Origin of the sequence: Stenotrophomonas sp. MYb238 (assembly GCF_009496535.1) — a bacterium.
Taxonomy (GTDB): domain Bacteria; phylum Pseudomonadota; class Gammaproteobacteria; order Xanthomonadales; family Xanthomonadaceae; genus Stenotrophomonas.
Genome location: NZ_WIDL01000011.1, coordinates 15,832 through 40,751, shown reverse-complemented (window position 1 = coordinate 40,751; position 24,920 = coordinate 15,832). Strand labels below are relative to the sequence as shown.

Annotated in this window: 20 protein-coding genes; 12 read left to right on the top strand and 8 right to left on the bottom strand. The window is 68.5% G+C overall.

All coding sequences use genetic code 11. From position 1 onward, the window contains the following. Positions 1 to 18: 18 nt before the first annotated feature. A complete protein-coding gene (locus CQ393_RS09160; RefSeq protein ID WP_194269630.1) occupies positions 19 to 2,844 on the bottom strand; it encodes a TonB-dependent receptor in 2,826 nt (941 codons plus the stop codon). A gap of 454 nt (positions 2,845 to 3,298) precedes the next feature. Here CQ393_RS09160 and apbC point away from each other — a divergent pair, with 454 nt between their 5' ends. Both apbC and dcd read left to right on the top strand, forming a co-directional pair. After that, positions 3,299 to 4,153 carry an iron-sulfur cluster carrier protein ApbC gene (gene apbC, locus CQ393_RS09155; RefSeq protein WP_343199906.1) on the top strand — a complete coding sequence of 285 codons (855 nt, stop codon included), beginning with the start codon at positions 3,299 to 3,301 and terminating at the stop codon, positions 4,151 to 4,153. Positions 4,154 to 4,408: 255 nt separating this feature from the next. After that, positions 4,409 to 4,981 carry a dCTP deaminase gene (dcd, locus tag CQ393_RS09150; protein ID WP_153191252.1) on the top strand — a complete coding sequence of 191 codons (573 nt, stop codon included), beginning with the start codon at positions 4,409 to 4,411 and terminating at the stop codon, positions 4,979 to 4,981. Between the two features lie 72 nt (positions 4,982 to 5,053). On the opposite strand, the gene CQ393_RS18055 is transcribed toward dcd, so the two are convergent. The 3 genes from CQ393_RS18055 to CQ393_RS09140 are packed head-to-tail and all read right to left on the bottom strand — an operon-like array spanning position 5,054 to position 6,330. Continuing rightward, entirely contained in the window at positions 5,054 to 5,221 is a 168-nt protein-coding gene (locus tag CQ393_RS18055; RefSeq protein WP_162838910.1) for a DUF5668 domain-containing protein, read from the bottom strand. 30 nt (positions 5,222 to 5,251) lie between these two features. Next, positions 5,252 to 5,674 (bottom strand): HIT family protein, encoded by a 423-nt coding sequence (locus CQ393_RS09145; RefSeq protein WP_153191251.1) that lies wholly within the window; start codon positions 5,672 to 5,674, stop codon positions 5,252 to 5,254. Then, a complete protein-coding gene (locus CQ393_RS09140) occupies positions 5,671 to 6,330 on the bottom strand; it encodes a dienelactone hydrolase family protein (protein WP_153191250.1) in 660 nt (219 codons plus the stop codon). Before CQ393_RS09140 ends, CQ393_RS09145 begins: the two co-directional genes overlap by 4 nt. A gap of 255 nt (positions 6,331 to 6,585) precedes the next feature. Here CQ393_RS09140 and rimO point away from each other — a divergent pair, with 255 nt between their 5' ends. Continuing rightward, positions 6,586 to 7,947 carry a 30S ribosomal protein S12 methylthiotransferase RimO gene (gene rimO, locus CQ393_RS09135; protein ID WP_153191249.1) on the top strand — a complete coding sequence of 454 codons (1,362 nt, stop codon included), beginning with the start codon at positions 6,586 to 6,588 and terminating at the stop codon, positions 7,945 to 7,947. Then, positions 7,944 to 8,831 carry a DUF3025 domain-containing protein gene (locus tag CQ393_RS09130; RefSeq protein ID WP_343199905.1) on the top strand — a complete coding sequence of 296 codons (888 nt, stop codon included), beginning with the start codon at positions 7,944 to 7,946 and terminating at the stop codon, positions 8,829 to 8,831. Before rimO ends, CQ393_RS09130 begins: the two co-directional genes overlap by 4 nt. 112 nt (positions 8,832 to 8,943) lie before the next feature. Here CQ393_RS09130 and CQ393_RS09125 read toward each other — a convergent pair whose 3' ends face one another. Then, entirely contained in the window at positions 8,944 to 9,951 is a 1,008-nt protein-coding gene (locus CQ393_RS09125) for a DegV family protein (RefSeq protein ID WP_153191248.1), read from the bottom strand. Positions 9,952 to 10,139: 188 nt separating this feature from the next. Further along, a complete protein-coding gene (gene greB, locus CQ393_RS09120; protein WP_153191247.1) occupies positions 10,140 to 10,673 on the bottom strand; it encodes a transcription elongation factor GreB in 534 nt (177 codons plus the stop codon). A gap of 101 nt (positions 10,674 to 10,774) precedes the next feature. Here greB and CQ393_RS09115 point away from each other — a divergent pair, with 101 nt between their 5' ends. Beyond that, the gene (locus CQ393_RS09115) at positions 10,775 to 12,232 is read left to right on the top strand and encodes a rhomboid family intramembrane serine protease (protein WP_153191246.1); all 1,458 of its coding nucleotides are present in this window, start codon (positions 10,775 to 10,777) and stop codon (positions 12,230 to 12,232) included. A gap of 54 nt (positions 12,233 to 12,286) precedes the next feature. On the opposite strand, the gene CQ393_RS09110 is transcribed toward CQ393_RS09115, so the two are convergent. Both CQ393_RS09110 and CQ393_RS09105 read right to left on the bottom strand, forming a co-directional pair. Then, positions 12,287 to 13,576 (bottom strand): hypothetical protein, encoded by a 1,290-nt coding sequence (locus CQ393_RS09110; RefSeq protein WP_153191245.1) that lies wholly within the window; start codon positions 13,574 to 13,576, stop codon positions 12,287 to 12,289. Positions 13,577 to 13,655: 79 nt separating this feature from the next. Beyond that, complete coding sequence (locus tag CQ393_RS09105; RefSeq protein WP_153191244.1) at positions 13,656 to 15,161, bottom strand: helicase HerA-like domain-containing protein; 1,506 nt, start codon at positions 15,159 to 15,161, stop codon at positions 13,656 to 13,658. Positions 15,162 to 15,282: 121 nt separating this feature from the next. On the opposite strand from CQ393_RS09105, the gene CQ393_RS09100 reads away from it, so the two are divergent. The 7 genes from CQ393_RS09100 (at position 15,283) to alaS (ending at position 24,816) form a co-directional block, all read left to right on the top strand. Continuing rightward, a complete protein-coding gene (locus CQ393_RS09100; RefSeq protein ID WP_153191243.1) occupies positions 15,283 to 16,866 on the top strand; it encodes a transglycosylase SLT domain-containing protein in 1,584 nt (527 codons plus the stop codon). Between the two features lie 80 nt (positions 16,867 to 16,946). After that, positions 16,947 to 17,441, top strand: a complete 495-nt coding sequence (locus CQ393_RS09095; protein WP_153191242.1) for a CinA family protein — start codon at positions 16,947 to 16,949, stop codon at positions 17,439 to 17,441. A 37-nt stretch (positions 17,442 to 17,478) separates the two neighbouring features. Further along, complete coding sequence (ubiB, locus tag CQ393_RS09090) at positions 17,479 to 19,158, top strand: 2-polyprenylphenol 6-hydroxylase (protein ID WP_153191241.1); 1,680 nt, start codon at positions 17,479 to 17,481, stop codon at positions 19,156 to 19,158. A gap of 199 nt (positions 19,159 to 19,357) precedes the next feature. Next, the gene (lexA, locus tag CQ393_RS09085; RefSeq protein ID WP_153191240.1) at positions 19,358 to 20,008 is read left to right on the top strand and encodes a transcriptional repressor LexA; all 651 of its coding nucleotides are present in this window, start codon (positions 19,358 to 19,360) and stop codon (positions 20,006 to 20,008) included. Between the two features lie 183 nt (positions 20,009 to 20,191). After that, positions 20,192 to 21,226, top strand: a complete 1,035-nt coding sequence (gene recA / locus CQ393_RS09080; protein ID WP_153191239.1) for a recombinase RecA — start codon at positions 20,192 to 20,194, stop codon at positions 21,224 to 21,226. A gap of 351 nt (positions 21,227 to 21,577) precedes the next feature. Beyond that, positions 21,578 to 22,066: a recombination regulator RecX gene (recX, locus tag CQ393_RS09075; protein ID WP_153191238.1), complete on the top strand. Its 489-nt coding sequence runs from the start codon at positions 21,578 to 21,580 to the stop codon at positions 22,064 to 22,066. 98 nt (positions 22,067 to 22,164) lie between these two features. After that, positions 22,165 to 24,816, top strand: a complete 2,652-nt coding sequence (alaS, locus tag CQ393_RS09070) for an alanine--tRNA ligase (RefSeq protein WP_153191237.1) — start codon at positions 22,165 to 22,167, stop codon at positions 24,814 to 24,816. Positions 24,817 to 24,920: the final 104 nt, after the last annotated feature.

Here is a 24,920-nt window from a genome sequence, read left to right as displayed (position 1 = left end):
CCGATGCTGCGTCGCCTATCAGTTGAACTTGTAGTCGAACTGGATGAAGACTTCGCGGCCAACCGGGCTGAAGGTGTAGAAGAAGTACGGATACGAGTTGTAGGTATCGTCCCTCGGGTGGATCTTGTCGAATACGTTGTTCACGTACAGACCCACCGTGGCCTTGTTGGTGATCTTCTTGCGGATGTTGGTGTTCCAGATGATGTGCGGCGCGATGCGGCCGGTTTCGGCCCAGTTCGGCAGCGAACCCCAACGGTAGCCGTAGACGCTGGCAGCCCAGTCGTCACGTTCCCAGTTGACTTCCCAGTTGAGGCGGCTGCGGAAGTTGAAGTACTGCTTGTGGTCGCGGCGATTCTCGAACACCTCGCCGTCGTACTGCTGCACATCCAGCTTCAGGACGTGGGTCCATGCCACCTTGGCGCCGAACTTGCCCATGCGATCGGTGGTGAGCTTGTAGTCCGCGGAGGCATCGATGCCCGCGGTCTTGGTCATGGCCTGGTTCTGCGGGTAGGTCGCGATCTCGACGATGTCACCGTTGCTGTCGCGCATCACGCGATCCAGCACTTCGACGCAGCGGTCGGAGTTCGCGTCGATCGGCGAGCCATCGCGGTTGGTGCCCAGACGGCAGGCCGCTTCGTCGCGGTAGAGCCGGCCGGTCAGGTCGCTGATCGCACCTTCCAGTTCGATGTTGTAGTAATCGACGGTCAGCGAGAGGTCATCCATGATGTCCCACACCACGCCAGCGGTGAAGGACTTGCCTTCTTCTGCCTTCAGGCGCGGATCGCCCTTGCGGGTGCCGAAGACCTGCGGGTGGTACAGCGAGCCGCCGCAGTCCGCGGTGCTGGTGGGGTTCAGGCCGGCCGCACGGCAGGCGTATTCGTCGAACGCATAGGTGTAGAAGCCCGATTCGCCGGCGTAGATATAGTGCATGTCCGGCGCCTTGAAGCTGGTGGCGTAGGAGCCGCGCAGCAGCAGGCTGTTGATCGGACGCCACTCCAGGCCCGAGGACCAGGTGAACGCGCCGTTGACGTCGCTGGCGTCGTCGAACTTGTCGTAACGGCCCGCGAGGTTGGCCTTCAGCGAGGAAAGCAGCGGAATGCTGAACTCCAGGCCTGCCGAGTAGCGATCGCGCGTACCGGTACCGCCCGTCGAAGTCAGGCCCATCGGAGCATCGTCGCCTTCGTAGTCGAGGCGCGCGCGGGCATCGGGGCTGACGTCGTACTTCTGGCCAGCCGCTTCAAGCACCGCGGCCATGGACAGGCTGCCGGCCGGCATCTCGAACAGGTCGCCGCTGATGACCAGCGAGCCCTGGGTGACCTGGGAGGACGACTCGTTCTTGTAGGACGAGCTGATGGCCTTGACATCGGCCGAGCTGAGCGGCTTGAGCAGGCGGTCCATGTTCATCGCATAGATGCCGTAACCGGTGCCGGCGTGGGTGCCCAGGCGCGGGCCGAAGAACAGGTCGCGGACCTTCGACTGCACCAGCCAGTTGTACTCTTCGTCGGCTTCGTAGCGGGAATGGGAAACGGTGGCATCCCAGTCGAAGCGGCCATCGAGCATCGAGCCGCGCAGGCCCGCGGCGACGTCCAGCGACTGTTCCTTGTACTTGCTGGGCTGGCCGCCGCCGCCACCGATTTCGCTCGGCGTGATGAAGCGATAGACGTTGCCGACGACGCCGCCGATGTTCGGATCATAGAAGTTGTTGCTGCCGAGCACCGCGGCGCTGCTGAAGAAGCGGGAGCTGGAGGCAACGGTGGCCTGGCTGTTGCTGTAACTCAACTGCGCCCATGCCTGGGTCGAGTCGGTCACGTCATACGTACCGTATGCGTAGGTGTTGTAGGTCTTGTCGGAATTGCGGATCGACTGGCCGGCCGGATAGCCGAAATAGCCGCAATAGGCCTGGCCACTGGCGGTCACCGGATCGAACTCGGCGAAGCGGCCGCAGGTCTCGCTGAGATTGTCGGCCATCAGCCAACCGAGCTTGCGGCCCGGGGCATTCGGGTTGGCGGTCGGATTGCCGTTGGCATCCACCCAGGCGGTATAGCGGATACCGGGGTAGGAAGTGGCCTGGGCCGGATCGGTGAGGGACGGATCGTCGAGTGTGGAATCCATGAACTTGCGCTGACGCGCGTAGATCGCTTCGCGGCCAAGGAATTCGAACGCATAGGTCAGGCTGGCGCGTTCGCTGGTCTTGCCGCCGACCCACTGGAAGCGACCGGTGTCGCCGCCGCCACGCGTCGTGGTGCCCGCGCGCACGCTGAACAGGTCGCCGTCGAAGTTGGTCTTCATGATGATGTTGACCACGCCGGCAACGGCATCGGAGCCGTAGATGGCGGATGCGCCGCCGGCCAGGACTTCGATTCGGTCGATGGCGGCGGCCGGGATGTTGGCCAGGTTCACCGCATTGGACTGGCCGTTGTAGGGCAGCGGATAGTCGGCTGCGCGGCGACCGTTGATCAGGACGAGCTGGTAACCCGGGCCCAGGCCACGCAGGTTCAGGAAGCTGCCGTTCGGCGTGAAGCCGTTGGCATTGAGCTCGTTCTGAACCGAGCCGGTGAACTGGCTCAAGGTGTTGAGCGCGTCGTAGACGGTGCTGAAGCCCTGCTTCTCGATGTCTGCGGCGGTCACGATCGTGACGGGTGCGGGGCCTTCGACTTCGGTGCGCTTGATGCGCGAACCGGTCACCGTGACCTTGTCCAGTTCGGTCGTGGCACGGTGGCCCGAATTGGTGGTTGCCTGTTCCGCGGCTTCCTGCGCGAAGGCCGGCGCCGTGGCGGTGAACGCCAGTGCGGATATCAAGGCGAAGCTCAGCGGGTTGCGGCTGAGCGAATTCCGGTAAGTCATCAATGTCCCCTTACGTTGTATGGAATCCAAGGCTTCCCCTTGATCGGCGAGAGAGGAAGGGAAGCCGTGAAGTGGCATGCTTTTGTTACAGGCGAAATCGTTTCAATTGCCGATAGTGTGAAGTTAACACACAGTTAATCTTTGGGGTCAACTGTTCACTCCAAAGTCATAAAGCACGGATCTGGCAAGGTCGCCGCCAGGATCGGCAAGAATTCGGGGCAAAGACGGCAACATGCCGGCAGAAAGACTGCAGAAGTGCTTGGATCGACGGAAATGCGGCTTCCAGTCGATTGGCTCTGGGGGCGTTGAAGGCGGCGCGCTTCTCTTCGCCTGGTGTCCGCCGGCGCGATTGGCCACACATTTCGCCGGGTGCCATTGCCTGCTTGCCGCCTGCCGGTCCATCTCGCATATCGCACCGGTTATAGTTCCACCTTTGGAAATGTAGAGGTTCCACGTGAGTCGGTCTGTTCCACGGGGTGGCGCCCATCAGGTGCAAAAGGGCCTCTCCCCCCATCCCCGCATCCGCAATGTCATCGCCGTGGGGTCCGGCAAGGGCGGGGTGGGCAAGTCGACGACGGCGGTGAACCTGGCCGTGGCGCTGCAGCGGCTGGGGGCGCGGGTGGGGGTGCTGGACGCCGACATCTACGGGCCGAGCGTGCCGGCGATGCTGGGGCTGAGCGGGCGGCCGGAGAGCCCGGACAACAAGTCGATCGAGCCGATGCGGGCGTTCGGGGTGGAGACCATGTCGATCGGGTTCCTGGTCGAGCAGGACTCGCCGATGATCTGGCGCGGGCCGATGGCGACGTCGGCGCTGACCCAGCTGTTCAACGACACCCGCTGGGACGACCTGGACTACCTGCTGGTCGACCTGCCGCCGGGCACCGGCGACATCCAGCTGACCCTGGCGCAGAAGATCCCGGTGGCCGGGGCGGTGGTCGTGACCACGCCGCAGGACATCGCCACCCTGGATGCGCGCAAGGCGTTGAAGATGTTCGAGAAGGTCGAGGTGCCGGTGCTGGGCATCGTCGAGAACATGGCGGTGCATACCTGCTCGAGCTGCGGCCACGTCGAGCACCTATTCGGCGAGGGCGGCGGCCAGCGCATGGCGGCGCAGTACGGTGTGCCGTTGCTGGGCTCGCTGCCGCTGGAGATTGGCATCCGCGAACAGGGCGACGCCGGCACGCCGATCGTGGCGGCGGTGCCGGAATCGGCGGCGTCCCAGGCCTATGTGGCCGCGGCGCAGCGGATGATCGAGGAACTGGGCAAGCGCCCGCGCGCCGGGATTCCCATCGTTTCCTCGCTGGTCTGAATTCGCGGGGTAGTGCCGGCGGCCGGCGCCCCCGCATCCCGGGCATCGGCGCAGATGCCGGCCAGCGACCGGCATGGAGTGTTGCGTCCCCCGAGTCCGGGGCGCCCCAAAGGCGCGGAGCCTGGCTGGCGCCGCCGGGGCCCGCGGTTGTTGCGCAGATCATGGGACGATGGCGCGCCGCGATGGCGTGTACCGGCCCGTGGCCGGCGCTACCGGCTAGAATTCCGCTTTCCACCCGATCCGTCAGGACCCCGAATGAGCATCAAGAGCGACCGCTGGATCCGCCGCATGTCCGAGCAGCACGGCATGATCGAGCCGTACGAGGCCGGGCAAATCAAGCAGGTCGCGGGCCAGCGCATCGTCAGCTACGGCACGTCCAGCTACGGTTACGACGTGCGCTGCTCGCGCGAGTTCAAGGTGTTCACCAACATCAACTCGACCATCGTCGATCCCAAGCACTTCGATCCGAAGAGCTTCGTCGACATCGAGGCCGACGAGTGCATCATCCCGCCGAATTCCTTCGCGCTGGCGCGCACGGTGGAGTACTTCCGCATCCCGCGCGACACGCTGGTGGTGTGCCTGGGCAAGAGCACCTACGCGCGCTGCGGCATCATCGTCAACGTGACGCCGCTGGAGCCGGAATGGGAGGGCCACGTGACGCTGGAGTTCTCCAACACCACGCCGCTGCCGGCGCGCATCTACGCCAACGAGGGCGTGGCGCAGATGCTGTTCTTCCAGGCCGACAAGGACGACGTCTGCGAGACTTCCTACCGCGACCGCGGTGGCAAGTACCAGGGCCAGACCGGCGTGACCCTGCCGCGCACCTGAGCCGCCGCTGCGGTCGCAGCAATGAAAAGGGCGCGGAATCCGCGCCCTTTTCGTTTCCAGCGGCGGTTGGGGTTACTTGCCGCGCCCGAATAGCATGCCGATGCCCACGGCCACCAGGATGGCCGGCCACCACGTGGCCAGCATCGAGCCGATGTTGCCGTTGATCCAGCCCAGGTTCTTGGCCAGGAAGAACAGGCCGACGACGATCAGGATCAGGGCGGCGATCAGATTGGAGCGCATCGACTTGCAGGTCCTTGGTTGAGGTGGCGGCTATCGTAGCCGCTGGCGCCAGATTTCGACACGCTCGGCCAGCACGGCCGGGTCGAAGCGCTGCGCCGGACCGCTGCCCCAGACCGGGCCGGGCCAGGCGGCATCGCCTTCGTGGCGGCCGACCAGGTGGATGTGCAGCTGCGGCACGATGTTGCCCAGCGCGCCGATGTTGAGCTTGGTGACGTTGGGTTTCTGCTTCAGGTGGCGGGAGATCTGGTTGATCTCGGCCAGCAGCAGGCGCTGCTGGTTCCCGTCCAGGTCGATCCACTCGCTGGCGCCGGGAACGCGCGGGACCAGCACGACCCACGGAAAGCGGTCGTCGTTCATCAGGCGGATCTGGGACAGCGGGCCGTCGGCGATCAGGACGCTGTCGGCGGCAAGGCGGGTGTCAAGCTCGAAATCGGACGTCACAACTTCGGTCATCGCAGGGTCTCGCTGAAGAAGGCCAAGGTGCGTTCGCGCGCCAGTGCGGCGCTCGGAGCGTGGTAGTGCGCGCCGACCTCGCGGTTGAAGGCGTGGTCGGCGGGGTACACGTATACCTGCATCGATGGTTGCTTTTCACGATGCGCTGCAACGGCGGCCGCGGGGATCGAGGGGTCCTGCGCGCCGAAATGGAAGATCGCCGGGGCCTTGAACGGGATGTCCAGGAACGGCACGTTGCGCGCGCCGTAGTAGCTGGCCGAGGGCAGGCCCAACCGCTGCGCGGCGAGCATGGCGATGGTGCCGCCCCAGCAATAGCCCACGGTGCCGACCCTGCCATGGCCGGCCAGTGCGCGGGCGGCGGCGTCCACGATGTCCACCGCGCGGTCCACGCCCAGCTCGTCCACCAGCGCCTTGCCGCGGGCGGTGCCGGCGGCGTCGTAGTCCAGCTCCAGCCCCGGTTCGAGCGGGTCGAAGAACGCCGGCGCCAGCACCGCATAGCCGTCGGCGGCGTACTGGTCGGCGACGCGGCGGATGTGGGCGTTGGCCCCGAAGATTTCCTGTATCACCACCAGCGCGGCGCGCGCGGGGCCATCGGGCAGGGCCTGCCAGGCGCGTACCGGGCCGTGGGCGGTGTCGAGGGTGATCCACTGGGACATGGCGGGACTCCAAGGGGGTGTGCCGGGATTATCGCGCCCGGCACGCGTGGCGCACCCCTTCCGTAGGAGCGACTTCAGTCGCGATGGGGCTTTTCCGACGATCCCTTCACGGGGAAAGCCCCATCGCGACTGAAGTCGCTCCTACAGGGGCGGGGGAACCGAGGCGGGGCGAGGAGTTCATGGCCGGCCCGGTATAATCGCCGCGCTTCCGGCCCCAGGTCATTCCGATCCCCGGCCCCCAGAACCGCAGACCCCATGTCCCAGCTGAACCCCAAAGTCGGCTTCGTCAGCCTTGGCTGCCCGAAGGCCCTCGTCGATTCCGAGCGCATCCTCACCCAGCTGCGGGTGGAGGGCTACGACATTGTGCCGTCCTACGACTCGGCCGACGTGGTGGTGGTCAACACCTGCGGCTTCATCGACTCGGCCGTGGCCGAATCGCTGGACGCCATCGGCGAGGCGATGAACGAGAACGGGAAGGTCATCGTCACCGGTTGCCTGGGCAAGAAGTCGGAGATGATCCGCGAGCAGTACCCGGACGTGCTGTCGGTGTCCGGGCCGCAGGACTACACCAGCGTGATGGACGCGGTGCACGCCGCGCTGCCGCCGAAGCACGATCCGTTCGTCGACCTGGTGCCGGACTACGGCATCAAGCTGACCCCGCGCCACTACGCCTACCTGAAGATCTCCGAAGGCTGCAACCATCGCTGCAGCTTCTGCATCATCCCGTCGATGCGCGGCGACCTGGTGTCGCGCCCGGTCGAGGACGTGCTGCGCGAGGCCGAGCGCCTGGTGAAGGGCGGCGTGCGCGAACTGCTGGTGGTGTCGCAGGACACCTCGGCCTACGGCGTGGACCGGAAGTATGCGCCGGGGACCTGGCGCGGCAAGGAATACGCGACCCGTATGAAGGCGCTGTGCGAGGGCCTGTCCGAACTGGACGCATGGACCCGCCTGCACTACGTCTACCCCTATCCCCACGTGGACGACGTGGTGCCGCTGATGGCGCAGGGCCGGATCCTGCCGTACCTGGACATCCCGTTCCAGCACGCCAGCCCACGCATCCTCAAGCTGATGAAGCGCCCGGGCGCGGTCGACAAGACCCTGGAGCGCGTGTTGCGCTGGCGGCAGATCAGCCCGGACATCACCGTGCGCTCGACCTTCATCGTCGGCTTCCCGGGCGAGACCGAGGCCGAGTTCGAGCAGCTGCTCGATTTCCTCGACGCCGCCCAGCTCGACCGCGTCGGCGCGTTCGCCTATTCGCCGGTGGACGGCGCCACCGCCAACGACCTGCCCGATCCGGTGCCGGAAGAAGTGAAGCAGGAGCGCCTGGCGCGCTTCATGGAGAAGCAGGCCGCCATTTCCGCAGCCAAGCTCGAAGCGAAGATCGGCAGCGTGCAGCAGTGCCTGGTGGATGCCATCGAGGACGGCATCGCGGTGGCGCGCTCCAAGGCCGATGCGCCGGAAATCGACGGCCTGGTGCATGTGCAGAACGCCGCCGAGGCCGGGCTGCGCGTGGGCGATTTCGTCGATGTGGAGATCACCGACAGCGACGAGCACGACCTGTTCGGCGATGCCCTCGTCACGCAGGCCGCCAGGCCGTTCGATCTCAAGGTGCTGTGACCGGCCAGCCGGGCGACAGGGACGGCCGCGCCGCGCCGGACGATGCCGGTGCCGATGCCGCATCCGGTCGGCGCCGCTTCGTCGCGCCGCCGCGGGCGCAGGTCGATCCGGCATGTTTCCGGCATCCGCTGTTCGAGGCCTATGCCGGGCACCGGGCGCTGCTGACCTCGGCGGCGTGGCCCGGCATCGACGCGCTCAACACGGCGCTGCCGCTGCCGGGGCGGCGCTTCGTCGCGCAGGATGCGGCGCTGCTCGCCGATGGCCTGCATTACGAGACGCGCATCGCCACGCATGGCCATATCGCCACCCGCATGGAGAACTGGCACGACCTGTTCAATGCGCTGGTCTGGGCGCGCCATCCGGCGATCAAGTTGGCGCTCAACACGCGCCAGTGCCTGCACATCGCCGCGTTGGGGCCGCAGCGGCGCAACCGCGCGCAGCAGGCGCTGACCCAGTTCGACGAATGCGGGGTGATCGTGCGCATCGCCGATCCGGCCCTGCTGCCACTGTGGGACGGCCATCGCTGGTACGAACTGTTCGCTACGCACGCGTCGCGCTGGCAGGACGGCGGCATCGCCGTTGCCGCGGTGATCGGGCACGCGTTGATGGAGCAGGCGCTGGCGCCCGGGCGCCTGCTGGTCGGGCGGTGCGTGGTGGCGCAGGGCGGGGACGACGCAGCCTGCGTGGCGCGCGTGGCCGAAGCGATGGCGGCCGGCGAAATCCTCGACGACCCGCTGCAGCTGCGGCCGCTGCCGCTGGCCGGCGTGCCGGGCTGGCACCCGCGGCAGGACGCCGCCTTCCACGCGCGGGCCGACTACTTCCGGCCGCTGCGCGCAGGCCGCCGGTATCCGCCGCCGCTGCATGAAGCGCAGGAGCGCATGTAGGGGCACCTGTAGGAGCGCACTTCAGTGCGCGATGAGGCCTTCCCGGTAAAGCCCGTCGCGCACTGAAGTGCGCTCCTACAGGCGCTCCTACGATGCGCTCCTGCGGCCGGCTTCAGAAACGGTCGTTCTGCGGCTCGCCGGCGAAGGCCAGGGTGAGCCCGCCGGGGCCGATGTTCATCATCCCGGTGATGCTCATCGGCAGCACGTGCAGGCGCACGCCTTCCGCCTCGCAGGTATGGCGCAACTGGGCGAGCGCCTCGAGCTGCAGCACTTCCTGCACTGGACCTGCGTAGGAAACGACCAGGTGCGGGGCATGCAGCCCACGCCGCACCCGTGTTCCGGCGTGGGCGAACAGGCGGCTCCAGGCTTCGTCGCGGCCACGGAAGCGTGCGACCGGATGGGTGTCGCCGTTGCGGCCGAGGATGATCGGCTTGATGTCCAGCGCGCTGCCGAGCAGCACGTTGAGCAGCTTGATGCTGCGGTCGCCGCGCACGCGCGAACGGGTGCGCGCGTAGCCCAGGTTGTCCGGGACGTAATAGGTGTGGGTGGTGTCGATGATGCGCTGCAGGGGATCGCGGATGTCCTTGGGCGGCACCTGCGCGCGCAGCATGTCCATCAAGGCCATGGCCGGGACGCCGGAGCCGGCGAACATGTTGCGGGTGTCGATGACCCGGAACTGGAACGGCCGGGTGATGCCCGAGGCCTGGCGCGCGGCACGGATGGCGTTCATCGCCAGGGTACTGCCGTGGCGGGCGGCATCGTGGATCGGGCTGCGGCTGGCGGTGATCGTCAGGCAGAACACCGAGTCGTATTCCAGCGCGAAGCGCTCGAGGAAGAACGCGCTCATCTGCGCCGCGTCCAGCGGGATCGACTGGCCGGACACGCCCTCGCCGTTGGCGTTCTCGCGCATGTAGCGGCTGGTCGCGTCGGCGTCGTGCTGGTCGACATAGGTGACCGGGCCGATGCGGATCGGGATGGGAATCACCGCCGCGTCGGGATGGGCGATGAAATCGGCCGACACGTCGCACGAGGCGTCGATGACGATGCCGGTACGCGCCTGCCGGCGTTGGCTGGCGACGTCTTGTTCGAGGGCGGGGGCGATGGTGTCGGGCGCGTGCATGCTTCTTCCGTGACATGGGCAACCGCAGAGCAATACACAGGCCGGCGAAGGCGCGTCAAATACGTCCGGGTATGTTCCGGACGGCGCTGGCTAGTGGCTTGATTCCACGATGCGGGCGGGCTGATCGCATGCGCTGGCGTATGTGCCGGGTGCGCGGATCGTCGCCGCGACCAAGGCGCGGCGGACGCTCAGGCATCGGCGCCCGACGGATCCTGCGGGCCGGCCGCGTAGTCGATGGCGACGATGGCGAAGCCCTGTTTCCCGCTGGGCAGTTCCACGTCGAACGCGTCGTCGATGCGTTTCTTCAGCAGGGCGCGGGCCAGCGGCGAGTCGATGCTGATCCAGCCGGCCGTCGCGTCGGTCTCGTCCGGGCCGACGATGCGGTAGACGTGGGTCTGGCCGGACTGGACGTTCTCCAGTTCCACCGTCGCGCCGAAGAACACCGCATCCGGGTCGCTCGGGCGGGTGTCCACCACGCGCAGCACCTCCAGGCGCTTGCTCAGGTAGCGCACGCGTCGGTCGATCTCGCCCAGCTGCTTCTTGCGGTAGGTGTACTCGGCGTTTTCCGAACGGTCGCCTTCGGCCGCGGCGGCCGCCAGTGCCTTGACCACTTCGGGCCGGCGCTGCCGCCACAGTTCGTCCAGTTCGGCCTTCAGCCGTGCGTGGCCCTGCGCGGTGATCAGGGCGGTGCTCTTTTCTGCGGGGGGACGCCAGCGGCTCATCGCGGTGGAACATCGGAAAGAAGGGACGCATGGTAGCCGTGGACGCTTGCGCCGGGCCAACCGATGGCTGAAGCTGCGGCGCTCGACACGGATGCCCGACGATGCTGATCCTGCCGCTGCACAAGCCGCTCAACCTGGCGACGCTGCCGCTGGTGACGGTGCTGCTGGTCGTGGCCAACGTGATGGTCTACTTCGGCTGGCAGCTGGGCGACGAACGCAGGATCGAGGCGGCGCAGGCGTGGTACCGGCAATCGGGGCTGGGCGAGTACGAAGTGCCGGCCTATGAGAAGCACCTGCGGCTGACCACGCGGCGCGATGCGCTGGCAAACCTCGAAGCGGTGCCGGAAGCGCAGCGCGCCGGCTTCGTGGGCATGTCCACCCTGGGCGACGTGGCGTTCCTTGCCGCGCTGGAGGAAGGGCGGCTGTTCGAATCGGCGCAGCAGCATGGCGCCTGGCAGGCATTGCGCCGGCCGTACCAGGCACGGCTGGACGAGGTGTTCACCCTGCGCCACGTCATGCGCAGTTCCGAATGGTCGCCGGCGCGCATGTTGTCCTCGGCGTTCCTGCATGGCGGTTTCATGCACCTGCTGGGCAACATGGTGTTCCTGGTGATCCTGGGGCTGTTGCTGGAGGGCGCGCTGGGCCGCTGGCGCTTTCTCGGCGTCTACCTGCTGGGCGCGTTCGGCGCCAGCCTGGCCAGCCTGTGGTGGCGCTGGGGAGAGAGCGGCAGCGGGCTGGGCGCGTCGGGGGCGATCGCCGCGGTGATGGGCGCGTTCTGCGTGGTCTGGGGGACGCGCCCGGTGCGTTTCTTCTATTGGTTCGGGGTGGTGTTCGATTACGTGCGGGCACCGGCGATCTGGCTGTTGCCGCTGTGGCTGGGCTGGGAGGTATACAACCTGCTGGCCAATGCCGAAGCCGGGATCGGCTTCGATGCCCACGCCGGCGGGTTGATGGCCGGTGCGGCGCTGGGCGGCCTGCTGGTGCTGACGCGCCAGGTCCGCGGGGATTACATGGCCGACGATGCAGGCGCGGCGGCCGTCGATGGACGCTGGGAGCAGGCGCTGCAGCACATGGGGCGGCTGGAGAACGCCGCGGCCGAACGCCTGCTGGTCGAACTCGCCGGCGAACAGCCGCACCGGCTGGACGTGGCGGTCGCGCGTTACCGGGTGGCCTGCAACGCCGGCAGGCCCGCCGACATGCAGGCCAGGGCGCTGGACCTGCTGCGGCTGGATGCCGGGGGCGACGCCGCCGGCCTGGCCGCGCAGCAGGAGATCGCAAAGAAGGGGCTGGCGGCCGGCATGCCGCCAACGGCGGAAGCCGCGCGCCTGCTGTTCGAACGCTGCCTCAAGGCGGGATGGCTGCAGGAAGCCGAGGCCGCGCTGGAACGGGTTGCCGCGGAGCCGGGCGGGGAGCCGGCGCAGGCGTGGCTGCGGCTGGCGCTGCGCCACGGCGAACTACACGCCCGCGAACAACAGCGACGCCTGCTGGCCGTGCTGGAACAGCGTTATCCGCAGGCGCCCCAGGCGGCAAAGGCGCGGTTTCTGCTGGAGAACGACTAGGCCCTTTCCCGTGCCCGTCGTGCGTGCACGCTGCCGGCGGTCATGCGGCGGCGCTCACGACCGATCGCGCGCCGTTTCCCGGATCGGCTGGGGCTGCAAGGCACGGCGCGCGGCATCGAGCCTGCGCCGTTGTTCCTCCTCATCGCAGCGGGCCAGCGCCTCGTCCAGCAGCTGCAGCGCTTCGTCGTCGCGGTTGTAGCGTTCGCCCAGCAGCATGGCCGCCTGCAGCGCCCATTGCGGCGCCTGCGCGGCGCGCGGCCAGGCCCGCAGCATGGCGCGCAGGGCATCCACCTGCAGCTGGAACTGGCCGCCCATGCCGGCGCGCGCGGCCAGCAGTTCGGCCTGCTGCGCCTCGGCGGGCGTGAAGTCCGGGGCGCGTTCCAGCGTTTCGCGCAGCACGTTCATCGCCGTGCGTTCCTGATTTTCCATCAGCAACCGGCTGATGTACTGGCGGCCATGGTCGCGCAGCGCGTCGGGAGCGCCGCTGCGCAGCAGCAGCCGCTGGTAGAGCTCGTGCACGGGCAGGCCCACCGCGCGGGTGCGGATGGCGCCGCGCAGGGTGTCCATCGCCGCGTCCGGATGGCCTTCGCGGACGTAGTGTTCGGCCTCGTCCAGCAGCGCGCGGTCCGGTTCGTGGCGCGACAGCGGCTCGGCGGCGCCTTCCGGATCGAAGCCGAGTTCGACGTGATACTGGTAGACCAGATAGCCCAGCAGGTGGAACGCCGAGAACAGCCCCCAGATGGCGAAGAAGGTCAACGCCAGCTCGCCGACGACCGGCGGCATCCACGCGTGCAGCCACTTGCCGGCGGTCAGCGCGCTGGCCTGGATGACGAACAGCAGCCCGAACGCGGCCAGATACGGCCAGCCGATGCGGACGGCCAGGGTGATCGGGGTGGCCGGGTTGGCTGCGGTGCGCAGGCTGCCGTCCATCGCCAGCGAAATCACGCAGCCCGGTTGCAGGAACACCACCGCCGCCAGCGCCACCAGGCCGACGACCGGGCCGAGGAACACCGCCGCCGCGACCACGAACAGGCCCATCAGGATCATCAGGCCGAGCAGGCGGACCACGGTGCCGTCGCTGCTGCCCAGCGTGTGCTCGGGCGAGCGCATGCGGCCATTGGCGGTTTCGCGCAGGATCTCGAACGCGTAGCGGTAGATCGCGACCCAGGTGACGAGGTTGAGGATCCAGCCGATGCCCGGCAGCAGGCCCAGCAGGGTGCACAGCGTCAGCGCGACCAGCGAATACAGCGCCGGGCCGTGCAGCGGATAGAAGGTGATGGCGCGCAGCCGCTGCCAGAACGGCTGCGGTTGCGTGTGGGTGCGGTTGCGCCTGCGGTCTTCCATGACATCCCCCGTGATGTGCTGCCGCGATTGTGGGGGAGGTGCGCGGAGCCGGCAACGGCCGGCTCCGCGCATGCCGCGCTCAGCGCTTGCCGCCGAAGATGCCGCCGAGGATGCCGCGCACGATCTGGTTGCCCAGCTTGGTACCGACCGTGCGCGTGGTCTGCTTGGCCATGGTCTCGATCATGCCCTGGCGCCGTTTGGTGCCGAAGATGGCGTCCTTGATGGCCTGGCCGAAGCCGCCTTCCTGGCTCTCGTCCTGCTCGCGGGTGCGCGCGGCCGGGGCCTTGGCCTGCTCGGCGGCCTGCTGCGTGCGCCGGGCCAGGATCTCCGCCGCCGATTCGCGGTTGACCGCGGTGTCGTAGCGGGCGCCGACGGGGCTGCCGGCACGCACCTGCGCGCGTTCGGCGTCGGTGATCGAACCCATGCGGCAGCGCGGCGGCGCCACCAGCGTCTTCTGCACGGGCGAGGGGATGCCCTTGTCCTGCAGGGTGGAGACCAGCGCCTCGCCGGTACCCAGCTGCGACAGCGTGGCGACCACGTCCAGCTTCGGATTCGGGACGAAGGTCTCGGCCGCGGTCTTCACCGCCTTCTGGTCGCGCGGGGTGAAGGCGCGCAGCGCGTGCTGCACGCGGTTGCCGAGCTGGCCGAGGATGTTGGCCGGCACGTCGTCGGGGAACTGCGAGCAGAAGTACACGCCCACGCCCTTGGAGCGGATCAGCCGCACTACCTGCTCGATGCGCTGCACCAGCGCGGCCGGGGCGTCGTCGAACAGCAGGTGCGCCTCGTCGAAGATGAAGACCAGCTTGGGCTTCTCCAGGTCGCCCACTTCCGGCAGCTTCTCGAACAGCTCGGACAGCAGCCACAGCAGGAAGGTCGAGTACAGGCGCGGCTTGAGGATCAGCTGCGCGGCGGCGAGGATGCCGATCACGCCGCGGCCGTCGTGGTTGACGCGCATGATGTCGGCCAGTTCCAGCGCCGGTTCGCCGAAGAACTTTTCGCCGCCGTCCTGCGACAGGCGCAGCAGCGCGCGCTGGATCGCCGCCACCGACGGCGCGCTGACCAGGCCGTATTCAGTGGACACGTCCTTGCGCTCCTCGGCCACCAGGTTGAGCAGCGCGCGCAGGTCGTCCAGGTCGAGCAGCAGCAGGCCGCGGTCGTCGGCCAGCTTGAACACGATGTCGAGCACGCCGGCCTGGGTGTCGTTGAGCTCGAGGATGCGCGCCAGCAGGGTCGGCCCCATCTCGCTGACCGTGGTGCGCACCGGATGGCCGAGCTGGCCGTACAGGTCCCAGAACGCCACCGGGCTGGCGGCCGGCGCGTAGTCGGCCACGCCGATGTCGGCGGCGCGCTGGGCCAGCTTCTCGCCGCCGTCGCCGGCCACGGCCAGGCCGGCCACGTCGCCCTTCACGTCGGCCAGGAACACCGGCACGCCCAGCCGCGAGAAACCCTCGGCCAGGGTCATCAGGGTCACCGTCTTGCCGGTGCCGGTGGCGCCGGCCACCAGCCCGTGGCGGTTGCCGAAGCGCGGGAGCAGGGTGACGGCGATGTCGTCGGTTACGCCTTTGCCGATCAGGATGGGATCCATGGGGAGCTCTTGGAGGGACTGGGAAGGATTCTAACGGCCGACTGTATCGCCTCCATGCGCCGGTTGCCGCCGGGCGAGGCCGGCGGCTACCCTGCCAGCCTTTCCGCCTGTAATGCCGCTGATGCCCGCTTCCGTTCCGTCCGTCCGTCGTTGCTCGCTGCTGGTCGCCGTTTCGCTGCTGGTCGCCGTTCCCTCCGCCTACGCGCAGCGCGTGTCCGCCCGCGACAAGGCCAGGGTCGATGCGATCGAGCAGCGCATGGCGGCAGCGGAGAAGCGCTACACCGACGCGCTGCTGCTGGTGGCCAACGCCGACCCCAAGGGCTCTGCCGAGGGCGACGCGGCGCTGGAGGACATGGAGGACGTGATCGACGCCTGCATCGGCCAGAAGGGCTGCCAGGTCGGCACCCTGCTGGCCACCTACAAGCGGCTGCTGAAGAAGCGCGCCGACGACAGCGCCGGCGACGCCGCCGACGAGGCCGGCGACACCCTGGAGGCCGACCCGGACCACGTCGGCCCGCTGGTCGCCGACGTCCCGGAGGCCGCGCGCGCGGCGGCGCTGCTCAACGACCCCCGCCACGCCTTCGACGAGATGGTCGAATACAACCCGGCGATCCAGGCCGGCATCCGCCGCTGGCTGACCGACATGCGCCCGGCGCTGCTGACCAGCTACGAGAACTACATGAACCTGCGCGCGGTGATGTGGCCGGAATGGGAGAAGCGCGGCCTGCCCGAGGCCCTGCTGTTCGGCATCCTGGCCAAGGAGTCCAACGGCCGCGTGCATGCCTCCTCGCGCGCCGGCGCGGCCGGGCTGATGCAGTTCATGCCCGCCACCGGCCGCCGCTTCGGCCTCGGCCCGGATGGCACCGGTTTCGACACCCGTTTCGACGCGCGCAGCGCCGCCGAGGCCAGCGCCGCCTACATGAACGAGCGCATGGGCCAGCTCAACCGCAACATCGAACTGGCGCTGGCCGCCTACAACGGCGGCGAGGGCAGGGCGCTGCGGGTGTTCAACCAGAGCGCGGGCCAGGGTTTCTGGACCGATTCGGTCTACAACCAGTTCCCCGGCGAGACCAAGGACTACGTGCCGATGGTGATCGCCGCGGCCTGGATCTTCCTGCACCCGCGGCAATACGGCGTCGAGTTCCCGAAGGTCAACGCGCAGCCGGCGACGATCCGCCTGGCCCGCTCCACCACGATCTACGAACTGACCATCTGCCTGGGCAGCGCCGGTACCCGCGACGGCTACATGCGCGTGCTGCGCAACCTCAACCCGCGCTACGAGGCCGATGGCTGGATCCCGGCAGGTACCACGATCAACGCGACCACCCGCATCGCCGGGCTGTACAACCGCGAATGCGTCAGCGGGCCGCGCGCGGACCTGGCGCGGGCGCTGATCACCGCCGACCTCAACGCGGCCATCAAGCGGCCGCAGGCCGCGGCCTATACTGGCAACGTGGCGGTGGGCGACGTGCAGTCGATGCAGTCGGCGGTTGCCGCCGCCGCGGTCGTGCCGGCCGCGCCGGCGCGACCGGCGCCGCGTCCGGCCGCGCGCAGCTACAAGGTCGCCAAGGGCGACACGCTCGGCCGCATCGCCGCGCGCTTCCAGTGCGACGTGCCGGCCCTGGCGCGCGCCAACGGCCTGCGTGCGCCGGCCTATGCGCTCAAGCCGGGCCAGACGCTGAAGCTGGAAGGCTGCGGCCGCTGAGCGATGGCGCGCGGCTGCGGCGGTTTCGCCGCTGCGCGCTTTTGCGTTACAACGGGTGACCGTTCCGCGCAGACGCCGACATGCCCCTTCCCGACGACACCGAACTGGAGCGGCTCGCCGCCCGCATCGGCGAGCGCCTGCGCGCCGCCCGCGACCGGGTGGTTACCGCCGAGAGCTGCACCGGCGGCTGGATCGCCAAGGCGATGACCGGCGTGGCCGGCTCCTCGGACTGGTTCGACAGCGGCATGGTGGCCTACAGCTACGAGGCCAAGCAGGCGCTGCTGGGTGTGCGCCCGCAGACGCTGGAAAGCCAGGGCGCGGTGAGCCGCGAGACGGTGATCGAGATGGTGTCCGGCGCGCTGGTGCATTCGGGCGCCAGCGTCGCCGTCGCGGTCACCGGCATCGCCGGGCCGGGCGGCGGCAGCGCCGACAAGCCGGTCGGCACGGTATGGATCGGCTGGAAGCGGCGCGGCGGCTACACCCATGCCGAACTGTTCCATTTCGACGGCGACCGCGACGCGGTGCGGCGGCAGACCGTGGCGTGCGCGCTGGAGGGGCTGGAGGCCCTGCTGTGACGCCCCGCCGCCAGCGCGGACGCGGAGGGCGCGGCTGATGTGGGAAGCCCTGGGCACTGTGCGCGATCTGGGCCGGCTGCAGGAAATCGCCGCGGTCCTGATCCGCTACGGCTTCGGCGACGTGGTCCGCCGCATCGGCATGGCCGAGGTGCTGCAGCGCGCCGGGCGCCTGCTGCACTGGAACGATCCCGGCCAGATCCTGAAGATGTCGGCCCCGGTGCGGGTGCGGCGCGCGATGGAGGATCTCGGCCCCACCTTCGTCAAGCTGGGACAGGTGTTGGCCACGCGCGTGGACTTGTTCCCGCCGGAATGGATCGCCGAGTTCAGCGAACTGCAGAACGCGGTGCCGGCGCTGCCGTACGAGCAGGTGCGCGGGCAGCTCGAGGCCGACCTGGGCGAGCCGCCGGAGCAGGCCTTCGCCCGCCTGGAGGAGCGGCCGATGGCCGCCGCCTCGTTGGCGCAGGCGCACCGCGCCTGGCTGCACGACGGCACCACGGTGGTGCTGAAGGTCCGCCGGCCCGGCATCCGCGACGTGGTCGAGGCCGACCTGCGCCTGCTGGCAAGGCTGGCCGAGATCATCGAGGCGCGCCTGCCGGACCTGCGCCGCTACCGGCCCTCGGAAGTGGTGCAGCAGTTCACCCAGTCGCTGCGCCGCGAACTGGATTTCGCCGCCGAATGCCGCAACGCCGAGCGCATCGCCGGCAACTTCGCCGGCCATGCGGAGGTGCTGATCCCGCGCGTGCACTGGCAATGGACCTGCGAGAGCCTCAACGTGCAGGACTTCGTCGATGGCATTCCCGGGCGCGACCTGGACGCCGTCGACGCCGCCGGCCTGGACCGCGTGGCGCTGGCCCACACCGGCGCGGCGATCATCCTCAAGATGGTGCTCGACGACGGCTGTTTCCACGCCGATCCGCACCCGGGCAACATCTTCTACATGCGCGACGGCCGCATCGGCATCATCGACTTCGGCATGGTCGGGCGCCTGTCCGAGCAGCGCCGGTTCCAGGTCGCGCGGCTGCTGCACGGGCTGGTGTCGCAGGATCCGGAAGCGGTGACCGACGTGCTGCTGGAATGGGCCGGCGGCGTGGAAGTGGACGAATCGCGCCTGCAGCAGGACCTGGGCAGTTTCGTCGACCAGTACCGCGGCGTGCCGCTCAAGGACCTGCGCATCGGCCTGATGCTGGGCGACGTGACCGCGCTGCTGCGGCAGTACGGCCTGACCCTGCCGGCCGACCTGGCGCTGATGATCAAGACCTTCCTGACCCTGGAAGGCATGGGCCGGCAACTGGACCCGGATTTCGACATGGCCGGCGCCGCGCGCCCCTTCCTGGAGCGGATCATGCGCCGCCGCTACGCGCCGCGCGCGGTGCTGCGGCGCAGCCGTCGCAGCCTGATGGGCGCGCTGGACCTGGCCGGCGACCTGCCGCGCGACCTGCGCCGCCTGCTGCAGGCGGCCCGCCGCGGGCGCATGCGGCTGATGGTGGACACCCCGGCGCTGAAAGGCTTCGGCGACCAGGTCAATCGCGCCGCCAACCGGCTTACCGTTGGCATCGTCACCGCCGCGCTGATCATCGGCTCGTCCATCGTCATGAACAGCATCGGCAGCGGCGCCAACCGCTGGCTGCTGACGCTGGGCGTGGCCGGCTTCCTCGGCGCCGGACTGTGCGGCGTGTGGATCCTGTTCTCGATCTGGCGCAGCGGGAAGCGGCCGTAGGCGCTTGCCGGCCGCTGGATTCCGCAGGGATTCCGGTGCAGGGCCGGTCACCAGCCGGCTACTTTCCGCAGCGGATGCGGGGAGCCGGATGCGGCCCCCCGGCCTCTCTGTTACTGCCGATGAGCCAATCGACCCAAGAGGTCGCCTGATCGGTCCCAGATACTTGCGATGATGTTAGTTAGTAGTAATACTACTAACCATGGACCTGACCCAGACCCAGCAGGCGATCCTGCAGTTGATCGCCGAGCGCATCGACAGCGAGGGCGTGCCGCCGTCGCAGACCGAGATCGCCCGTGCCTTCGGCTTCAAGGGGGTGCGCTCGGCGCAATACCACCTGGATGCCCTGGAGGCTGCCGGCGCCATCGAGCGCGTGCCGGGCAGGGCGCGCGGCATCCGCCTGGTGCGGCCGGCCGGCGACGACGAAGCCGTCATGCCGGCGGACACGAAGGTCGAGGAACACGTGCTGCGCTTGCCGGTGCTGGGGCGGGTCGCCGCCGGCCTGCCGATCGGGGCGGACATCGGGGCGGGATCGGACGACTTCGTGGTGCTGGACAAGGTGTTCTTCTCGCCCGCGCCCGACTACCTGCTGAAGGTGCAGGGCGATTCGATGATCGACGAGGGCATTTTCGACGGTGACCTGATCGGCGTTCATCGCACCCGCGATGCGCGCTCCGGGCAGATCGTGGTGGCGCGCATCGACGACGAGATCACGGTGAAGCTGCTCAAGGTGGGCAAGGACCGCATCCGCTTGCTGCCGCGCAATCCCGACTACGCCCCCATCGAAGTTCTGCCGGACCAGGATTTCGCCATCGAGGGGCTGTACTGCGGCCTGCTCCGTCCCAACCGGTGACGATGGCGTTTCCCAGCGCCGCCGCGAGGTTTTCCTACGGGTAATGGGAGGCAGGGCTGCTGCCGGTATCCTTCCCATCCCAATAATCTGGCCACGTCGCAAACAGTCTCAGCCTGTGCGATACGGCCCCGCTACAGTGGACCCATGACGAAATCCATGACATCAACGACGAGGAAGACCCCGATGGACGATAACAAGAAGCGTGCTCTTGCTGCGGCGCTGGGCCAGATCGAAAAGCAGTTCGGCAAGGGCTCGGTGATGCGCATGGGCGACCGCGTGGTCGAACCCGTCGAAGCCATCCCGACCGGCTCGCTGATGCTGGACATCGCCTTGGGCATCGGCGGCCTGCCCAAGGGGCGCGTGGTCGAGATCTACGGTCCCGAGTCCTCGGGCAAGACCACCCTGACCCTGCAGGCCATCGCGCAGTGCCAGAAGCAGGGCGGCACCGCCGCCTTCATCGACGCCGAGCACGCGCTGGACCCGATCTACGCCGCCAAGCTGGGCGTGAACGTGGACGACCTGCTGCTGTCGCAGCCGGATACTGGCGAGCAGGCGCTGGAAATCGCCGACATGCTGGTGCGCTCGGGCTCGGTGGACATCCTGGTGATCGACTCGGTCGCCGCGCTGACCCCGAAGGCCGAAATCGAAGGCGAGATGGGCGACCAGCTGCCGGGCCTGCAGGCCCGCCTGATGAGCCAGGCGCTGCGCAAGCTGACCGGCAACATCAAGCGCTCCAACACGCTGGTGGTCTTCATCAACCAGCTGCGCATGAAGATCGGCGTGATGATGCCGGGCCAGAGCCCGGAAACCACCACCGGCGGCAACGCGCTGAAGTTCTACGCCTCGGTACGCCTGGACATCCGCCGCATCGGCGCGATCAAGAAGGGCGACGAGATCATCGGCAACCAGACCAAGATCAAGGTCGTCAAGAACAAGCTGGCGCCTCCGTTCAAGCAGGTCATCACCGAGATCCTGTATGGCGAAGGCATCAGCCGCGAGGGCGAACTGATCGACATGGGCGTGGACGCCAAGCTCGTGGAGAAGGCCGGCGCCTGGTACAGCTACGGCGACGAGCGCATCGGCCAGGGCAAGGACAACGCCCGCGGCTACCTGCGCGACAACCCGCAGGTGGCTGCCCGGCTCGAGGCCGAACTGCGCGAGAAATTCCAGCCTGCCGACGCCGCCCGCGATGCGGGCAACGACGAAGACGAGGAATGATTTTCCCGCAGGGGCGGGCGGCGCATCGTCAGTGACGTCGTCCGCCCCTGCGATTTTCCGGTTGTCAGGATCTTTGCGGTTGAAGCTCCCGTGTTTGCCGGGGAGGCTGTCTGGGGCTCCATTGCCAATGGAGCCCATGCCATGGCCCAGCCCCCCTCCCGGCGCGGGCCAAAGTACGAAACAGGTCGGGGGATGAGTAAGCCTTCTGATGCATGAATTGCACCCCGTCCGGCGCCCCGGCGATTTGCAGGCCATCTTCTTTCCCGCTGGAAGAAATTCCACCTCCGCACGCTGGCCGGCAATCCCGGCATGCTGTTTGATCCAGTACGGCCGCAGGAGCATCCCGTCGGCATGAATACCCGCGAAGACCCGCCCACCCGCCGCAAGCGCCAGCGTGAGCAGACCCCTGTGCAGCGCGCCCTTGGGCTGCTGGTACGGCGCGAGCACTCGCGCAAGGAGCTGGGGCGCAAGCTCATCGCGCGCGGCGTCGACGCCGATGAGGCGGCGGCGGCCGTGGCCCGGCTGGCCGAAGACGGGTGGCAGGACGACGCCCGGTTCGCCGAGGCGCTGGTGCGCAACCGCACCGGAGGCGGTTATGGCCCGCTGCATATCCGTGCCGAACTGGGCACCCATGGCCTAGACAGCGAACGGATCGAGGCCGCGATGGCCACCTTCGAGGGCGACTGGGCGGAACTGGCCCGGGAACTGGTCCGCCGCCGTTTCGGCCCCGATGGCCCCCAGGACCTGGCGCAGCGGCGCAAGGCGGCGGACATGCTGGCCCGGCGCGGCTTCGACGGGAGCTGCATCCGCAGCGCCACCCGCTACGACCCGGAGGACTGAATGGACCGGGCCTGATACCCTTTCAGGGTTTCGGCCTTTCCGGATCCACGCGCCGCGTGGGAGCCGGCGGCCGCCAGCCCGCCTATCGCCAGTCCTCCATGAATACACCCGTAAAGTTCACCACCTCACAGATCCGCGCCGACTTCCTCGAGTTCTTCAGGGGGAAGGGCCATACCATCGTGCCGTCGGCGCCGCTGGTGCCGGGCAACGACCCGACCCTGCTGTTCACCAACTCCGGCATGGTGCAGTTCAAGGATGTGTTCCTGGGCGCGGAGAAGCGCAGCTACGTGCGCGCGGCCGATGTCCAGCGCTGCCTGCGCGCCGGCGGCAAGCACAACGACCTCGATTCGGTCGGCTATACCGCCCGCCACCACACCTTCTTCGAGATGCTGGGCAACTGGTCCTTCGGCGACTACTTCAAGAAGGACGCCATCGCCTGGGCCTGGGAACTGCTGACCCAGGTCTGGAAGCTGCCGGCCGAACGCCTGCTGGTCACCGTCTACCACAACGACGACGAGGCCTATGCGCTGTGGCGCGACATGGTCGGCGTGCCGGAAGACCGCATCGTGCGCATCGGCGACAACAAGGGCGCGCCGTATGCCTCGGATAATTTCTGGCAGATGGCCGATACCGGTCCGTGCGGCCCATGCACCGAGATTTTCTTCGACCACGGCGAGCACATCGCCGGCGGTCCCCCGGGCTCGCCGGACGAGGATGGCGACCGCTTCATCGAAATCTGGAACCTGGTGTTCATGCAGTTCGACCGCCAGCCCGACGGCACCCTGGTGCCGCTGCCGGCGCCATGCGTGGACACGGGCATGGGCCTGGAGCGCCTGGCGGCGATCCTGCAGCATGTGCACACCAACTACGAGATCGACCTGTTCCAGGCGCTGATCCGCCACGCTGCCGGGCTGACCGGCACCGCCGACCTGGAGAACAAGTCGCTGCGCGTGATCGCCGACCACATCCGCGCCTGCTCTTTCCTCATCGTCGATGGCGTGCTGCCGTCCAACGAAGGCCGCGGCTACGTGCTGCGCCGGATCATCCGCCGCGCCCTGCGCCACGGCTGGATGCTGGGCGTGCGCCAGCCGTTCTTCCACAAGCTGGTGCCGACCCTGGTCGAGCTGATGGGCGAGGCCTATCCGGAGCTGCCGGCCGCCGCCGCGACGGTGCAGAAGGCGCTGCTGGCCGAGGAAGAGCGCTTCGCCGAGACGCTGGATGCCGGCATGAAGATCTTCGACGACGTTGCGGCCAAGGTCGGCGACGGCGTCATTCCCGGCGCCGATGCGTTCCGCTTGTACGACACCTACGGCTTCCCGGTCGACCTGACCGCCGACATCGCCCGCGAGCGCGGCATGACGGTGGACATGGCCGGCTTCGACACCGCTATGGAGCACCAGCGCGAAATGGCGCGTGCCGCCGGCAAGTTCGGTGGCGGCGTGCAGCTGCCGGCCGAACTGGTCGCCACGCTGTCGCCGACCGCCTTCCTGGGCTACGAGCAGCTGCAGGCCGACGGCCTGAAGGTGGTCGCGCTGCTCAAGGACGGCCGCCCGGTGGACGCCGTGCAGGCTGGCGACGAGGTGATCCTGTTCACCGACAAGACCCCGTTCTACGCCGAGTCGGGCGGCCAGGTCGGCGACACCGGCGCGCTGTCCGGCAGTGGCGTGGACGTGGCGGTTTCCGACACGCAGAAGTTTGCCGGCCAGTTCCACGGTCATGTCGGCAGCGTGAAGCAGGGAACGATCAGGCTGGGCGACGTGCTGTCCGGTGCGATCGATACCGCCCGTCGCAGCGCCACCATTCTCAACCACTCCGCCACCCATCTGCTGCATGCCGCCCTGCGCGAGGTGCTCGGCACCCACGTGCAGCAGAAGGGCTCGCTGGTGGCGCCGGACCGCCTGCGCTTCGACTTCTCGCATTTCCAGCCGATCACCGCGGACGAACTGGCGGTCATCGAGCGCAAGGTCAACGAGCAGGTGCGCGCCAACAATTCCGCCGAAGTGCACCACATGGGCATGCAGCAGGCGCTGGATTTCGGCGCGATGGCGCTGTTCGGCGAGAAGTACGGCGAGAACGTCCGCGTGCTGAAGATGGGCGAGTACTCCACCGAGCTATGCGGCGGCACCCATGTGTCGCGCACCGGCGACATCGGCCTGTTCAAGATCACCTCCGAAGGCGGCGTCTCCTCCGGTGTGCGCCGCATCGAGGCGGTGACCGGGCAGGGTGCGCTGGACCACGTGGACGCCGAGGAGGCCCGCTTGGCCGAGGCCGCGAGCCTGCTGGGCGGCGCGGCGACCGACGTGGTCGAGAAGATCCGCCAGCTCGGCGAGCGGCAGAAGAAGCTCGAGCGCGAGCTGGAAGCGCTCAAGGCCAAGCTGGCCTCGGGTGCTACCGCCGACCTGGGCGCCTCCGCGGTCGAGATCGGCGGCGTGAAGGTGCTGGCGGCACGTCTGGAGGGCTTCGACGCCAAGGCGCTGCGCGACGCGATGGACCGGCTCAAGCAGCAGCTGGGAGACGCGGTGATCCTGCTGGCCGGCACGCAGGACGGCAAGGCGTCTCTGGTGGCCGGTGTGAACGGCTCGGCAACGGGCAAGGTGAAGGCCGGGGAACTGCTGTCCCACGTCGCCGGTCAGATCGGTGGCAAGGGTGGTGGTCGACCCGATCTGGCGCAGGGTGGTGGCGAAGACGGCCCCAAGCTGGTCGCCGCACTCGACGGGGTGATGGAATGGGTCAAGCCACACTTGGCATGAACATACACAGTCGCGCGCCTTGAAGGCGCCGGCGCCCTGCCGTTAACATTGGGAGTCTTTTCCCTTTGTCGTGGGGCGCAGGTATCCAGCGCGCCAATGCCGGC

Excerpts from the sequence above, each read along its gene's own strand:
- CQ393_RS09145 (WP_153191251.1), bottom strand. The coding sequence starts at position 5,674 with ATGACCGAAGTTGTGACGTCCGATTTCGAGCTTGACACCCGCCTTGCC.
- dcd (WP_153191252.1), top strand. The coding sequence starts at position 4,409 with ATGAGCATCAAGAGCGACCGCTGGATCCGCCGCATGTCCGAGCAGCAC.
- CQ393_RS09095 (WP_153191242.1), top strand. The coding sequence starts at position 16,947 with ATGCCCCTTCCCGACGACACCGAACTGGAGCGGCTCGCCGCCCGCATC.
- CQ393_RS09100 (WP_153191243.1), top strand. The coding sequence starts at position 15,283 with ATGCCCGCTTCCGTTCCGTCCGTCCGTCGTTGCTCGCTGCTGGTCGCC.
- CQ393_RS09140 (WP_153191250.1), bottom strand. The coding sequence starts at position 6,330 with ATGTCCCAGTGGATCACCCTCGACACCGCCCACGGCCCGGTACGCGCC.
- greB (WP_153191247.1), bottom strand. The coding sequence starts at position 10,673 with ATGAGCCGCTGGCGTCCCCCCGCAGAAAAGAGCACCGCCCTGATCACC.
- CQ393_RS09160 (WP_194269630.1), bottom strand. The coding sequence starts at position 2,844 with ATGACTTACCGGAATTCGCTCAGCCGCAACCCGCTGAGCTTCGCCTTG.
- lexA (WP_153191240.1), top strand. The coding sequence starts at position 19,358 with ATGGACCTGACCCAGACCCAGCAGGCGATCCTGCAGTTGATCGCCGAG.
- CQ393_RS09105 (WP_153191244.1), bottom strand. The coding sequence starts at position 15,161 with ATGGATCCCATCCTGATCGGCAAAGGCGTAACCGACGACATCGCCGTC.
- CQ393_RS18055 (WP_162838910.1), bottom strand. The coding sequence starts at position 5,221 with ATGCGCTCCAATCTGATCGCCGCCCTGATCCTGATCGTCGTCGGCCTG.
- recX (WP_153191238.1), top strand. The coding sequence starts at position 21,578 with ATGAATACCCGCGAAGACCCGCCCACCCGCCGCAAGCGCCAGCGTGAG.
- ubiB (WP_153191241.1), top strand. The coding sequence starts at position 17,479 with ATGTGGGAAGCCCTGGGCACTGTGCGCGATCTGGGCCGGCTGCAGGAA.
- recA (WP_153191239.1), top strand. The coding sequence starts at position 20,192 with ATGGACGATAACAAGAAGCGTGCTCTTGCTGCGGCGCTGGGCCAGATC.
- alaS (WP_153191237.1), top strand. The coding sequence starts at position 22,165 with ATGAATACACCCGTAAAGTTCACCACCTCACAGATCCGCGCCGACTTC.
- rimO (WP_153191249.1), top strand. The coding sequence starts at position 6,586 with ATGTCCCAGCTGAACCCCAAAGTCGGCTTCGTCAGCCTTGGCTGCCCG.
- CQ393_RS09110 (WP_153191245.1), bottom strand. The coding sequence starts at position 13,576 with ATGGAAGACCGCAGGCGCAACCGCACCCACACGCAACCGCAGCCGTTC.
- CQ393_RS09125 (WP_153191248.1), bottom strand. The coding sequence starts at position 9,951 with ATGCACGCGCCCGACACCATCGCCCCCGCCCTCGAACAAGACGTCGCC.
- CQ393_RS09115 (WP_153191246.1), top strand. The coding sequence starts at position 10,775 with ATGCTGATCCTGCCGCTGCACAAGCCGCTCAACCTGGCGACGCTGCCG.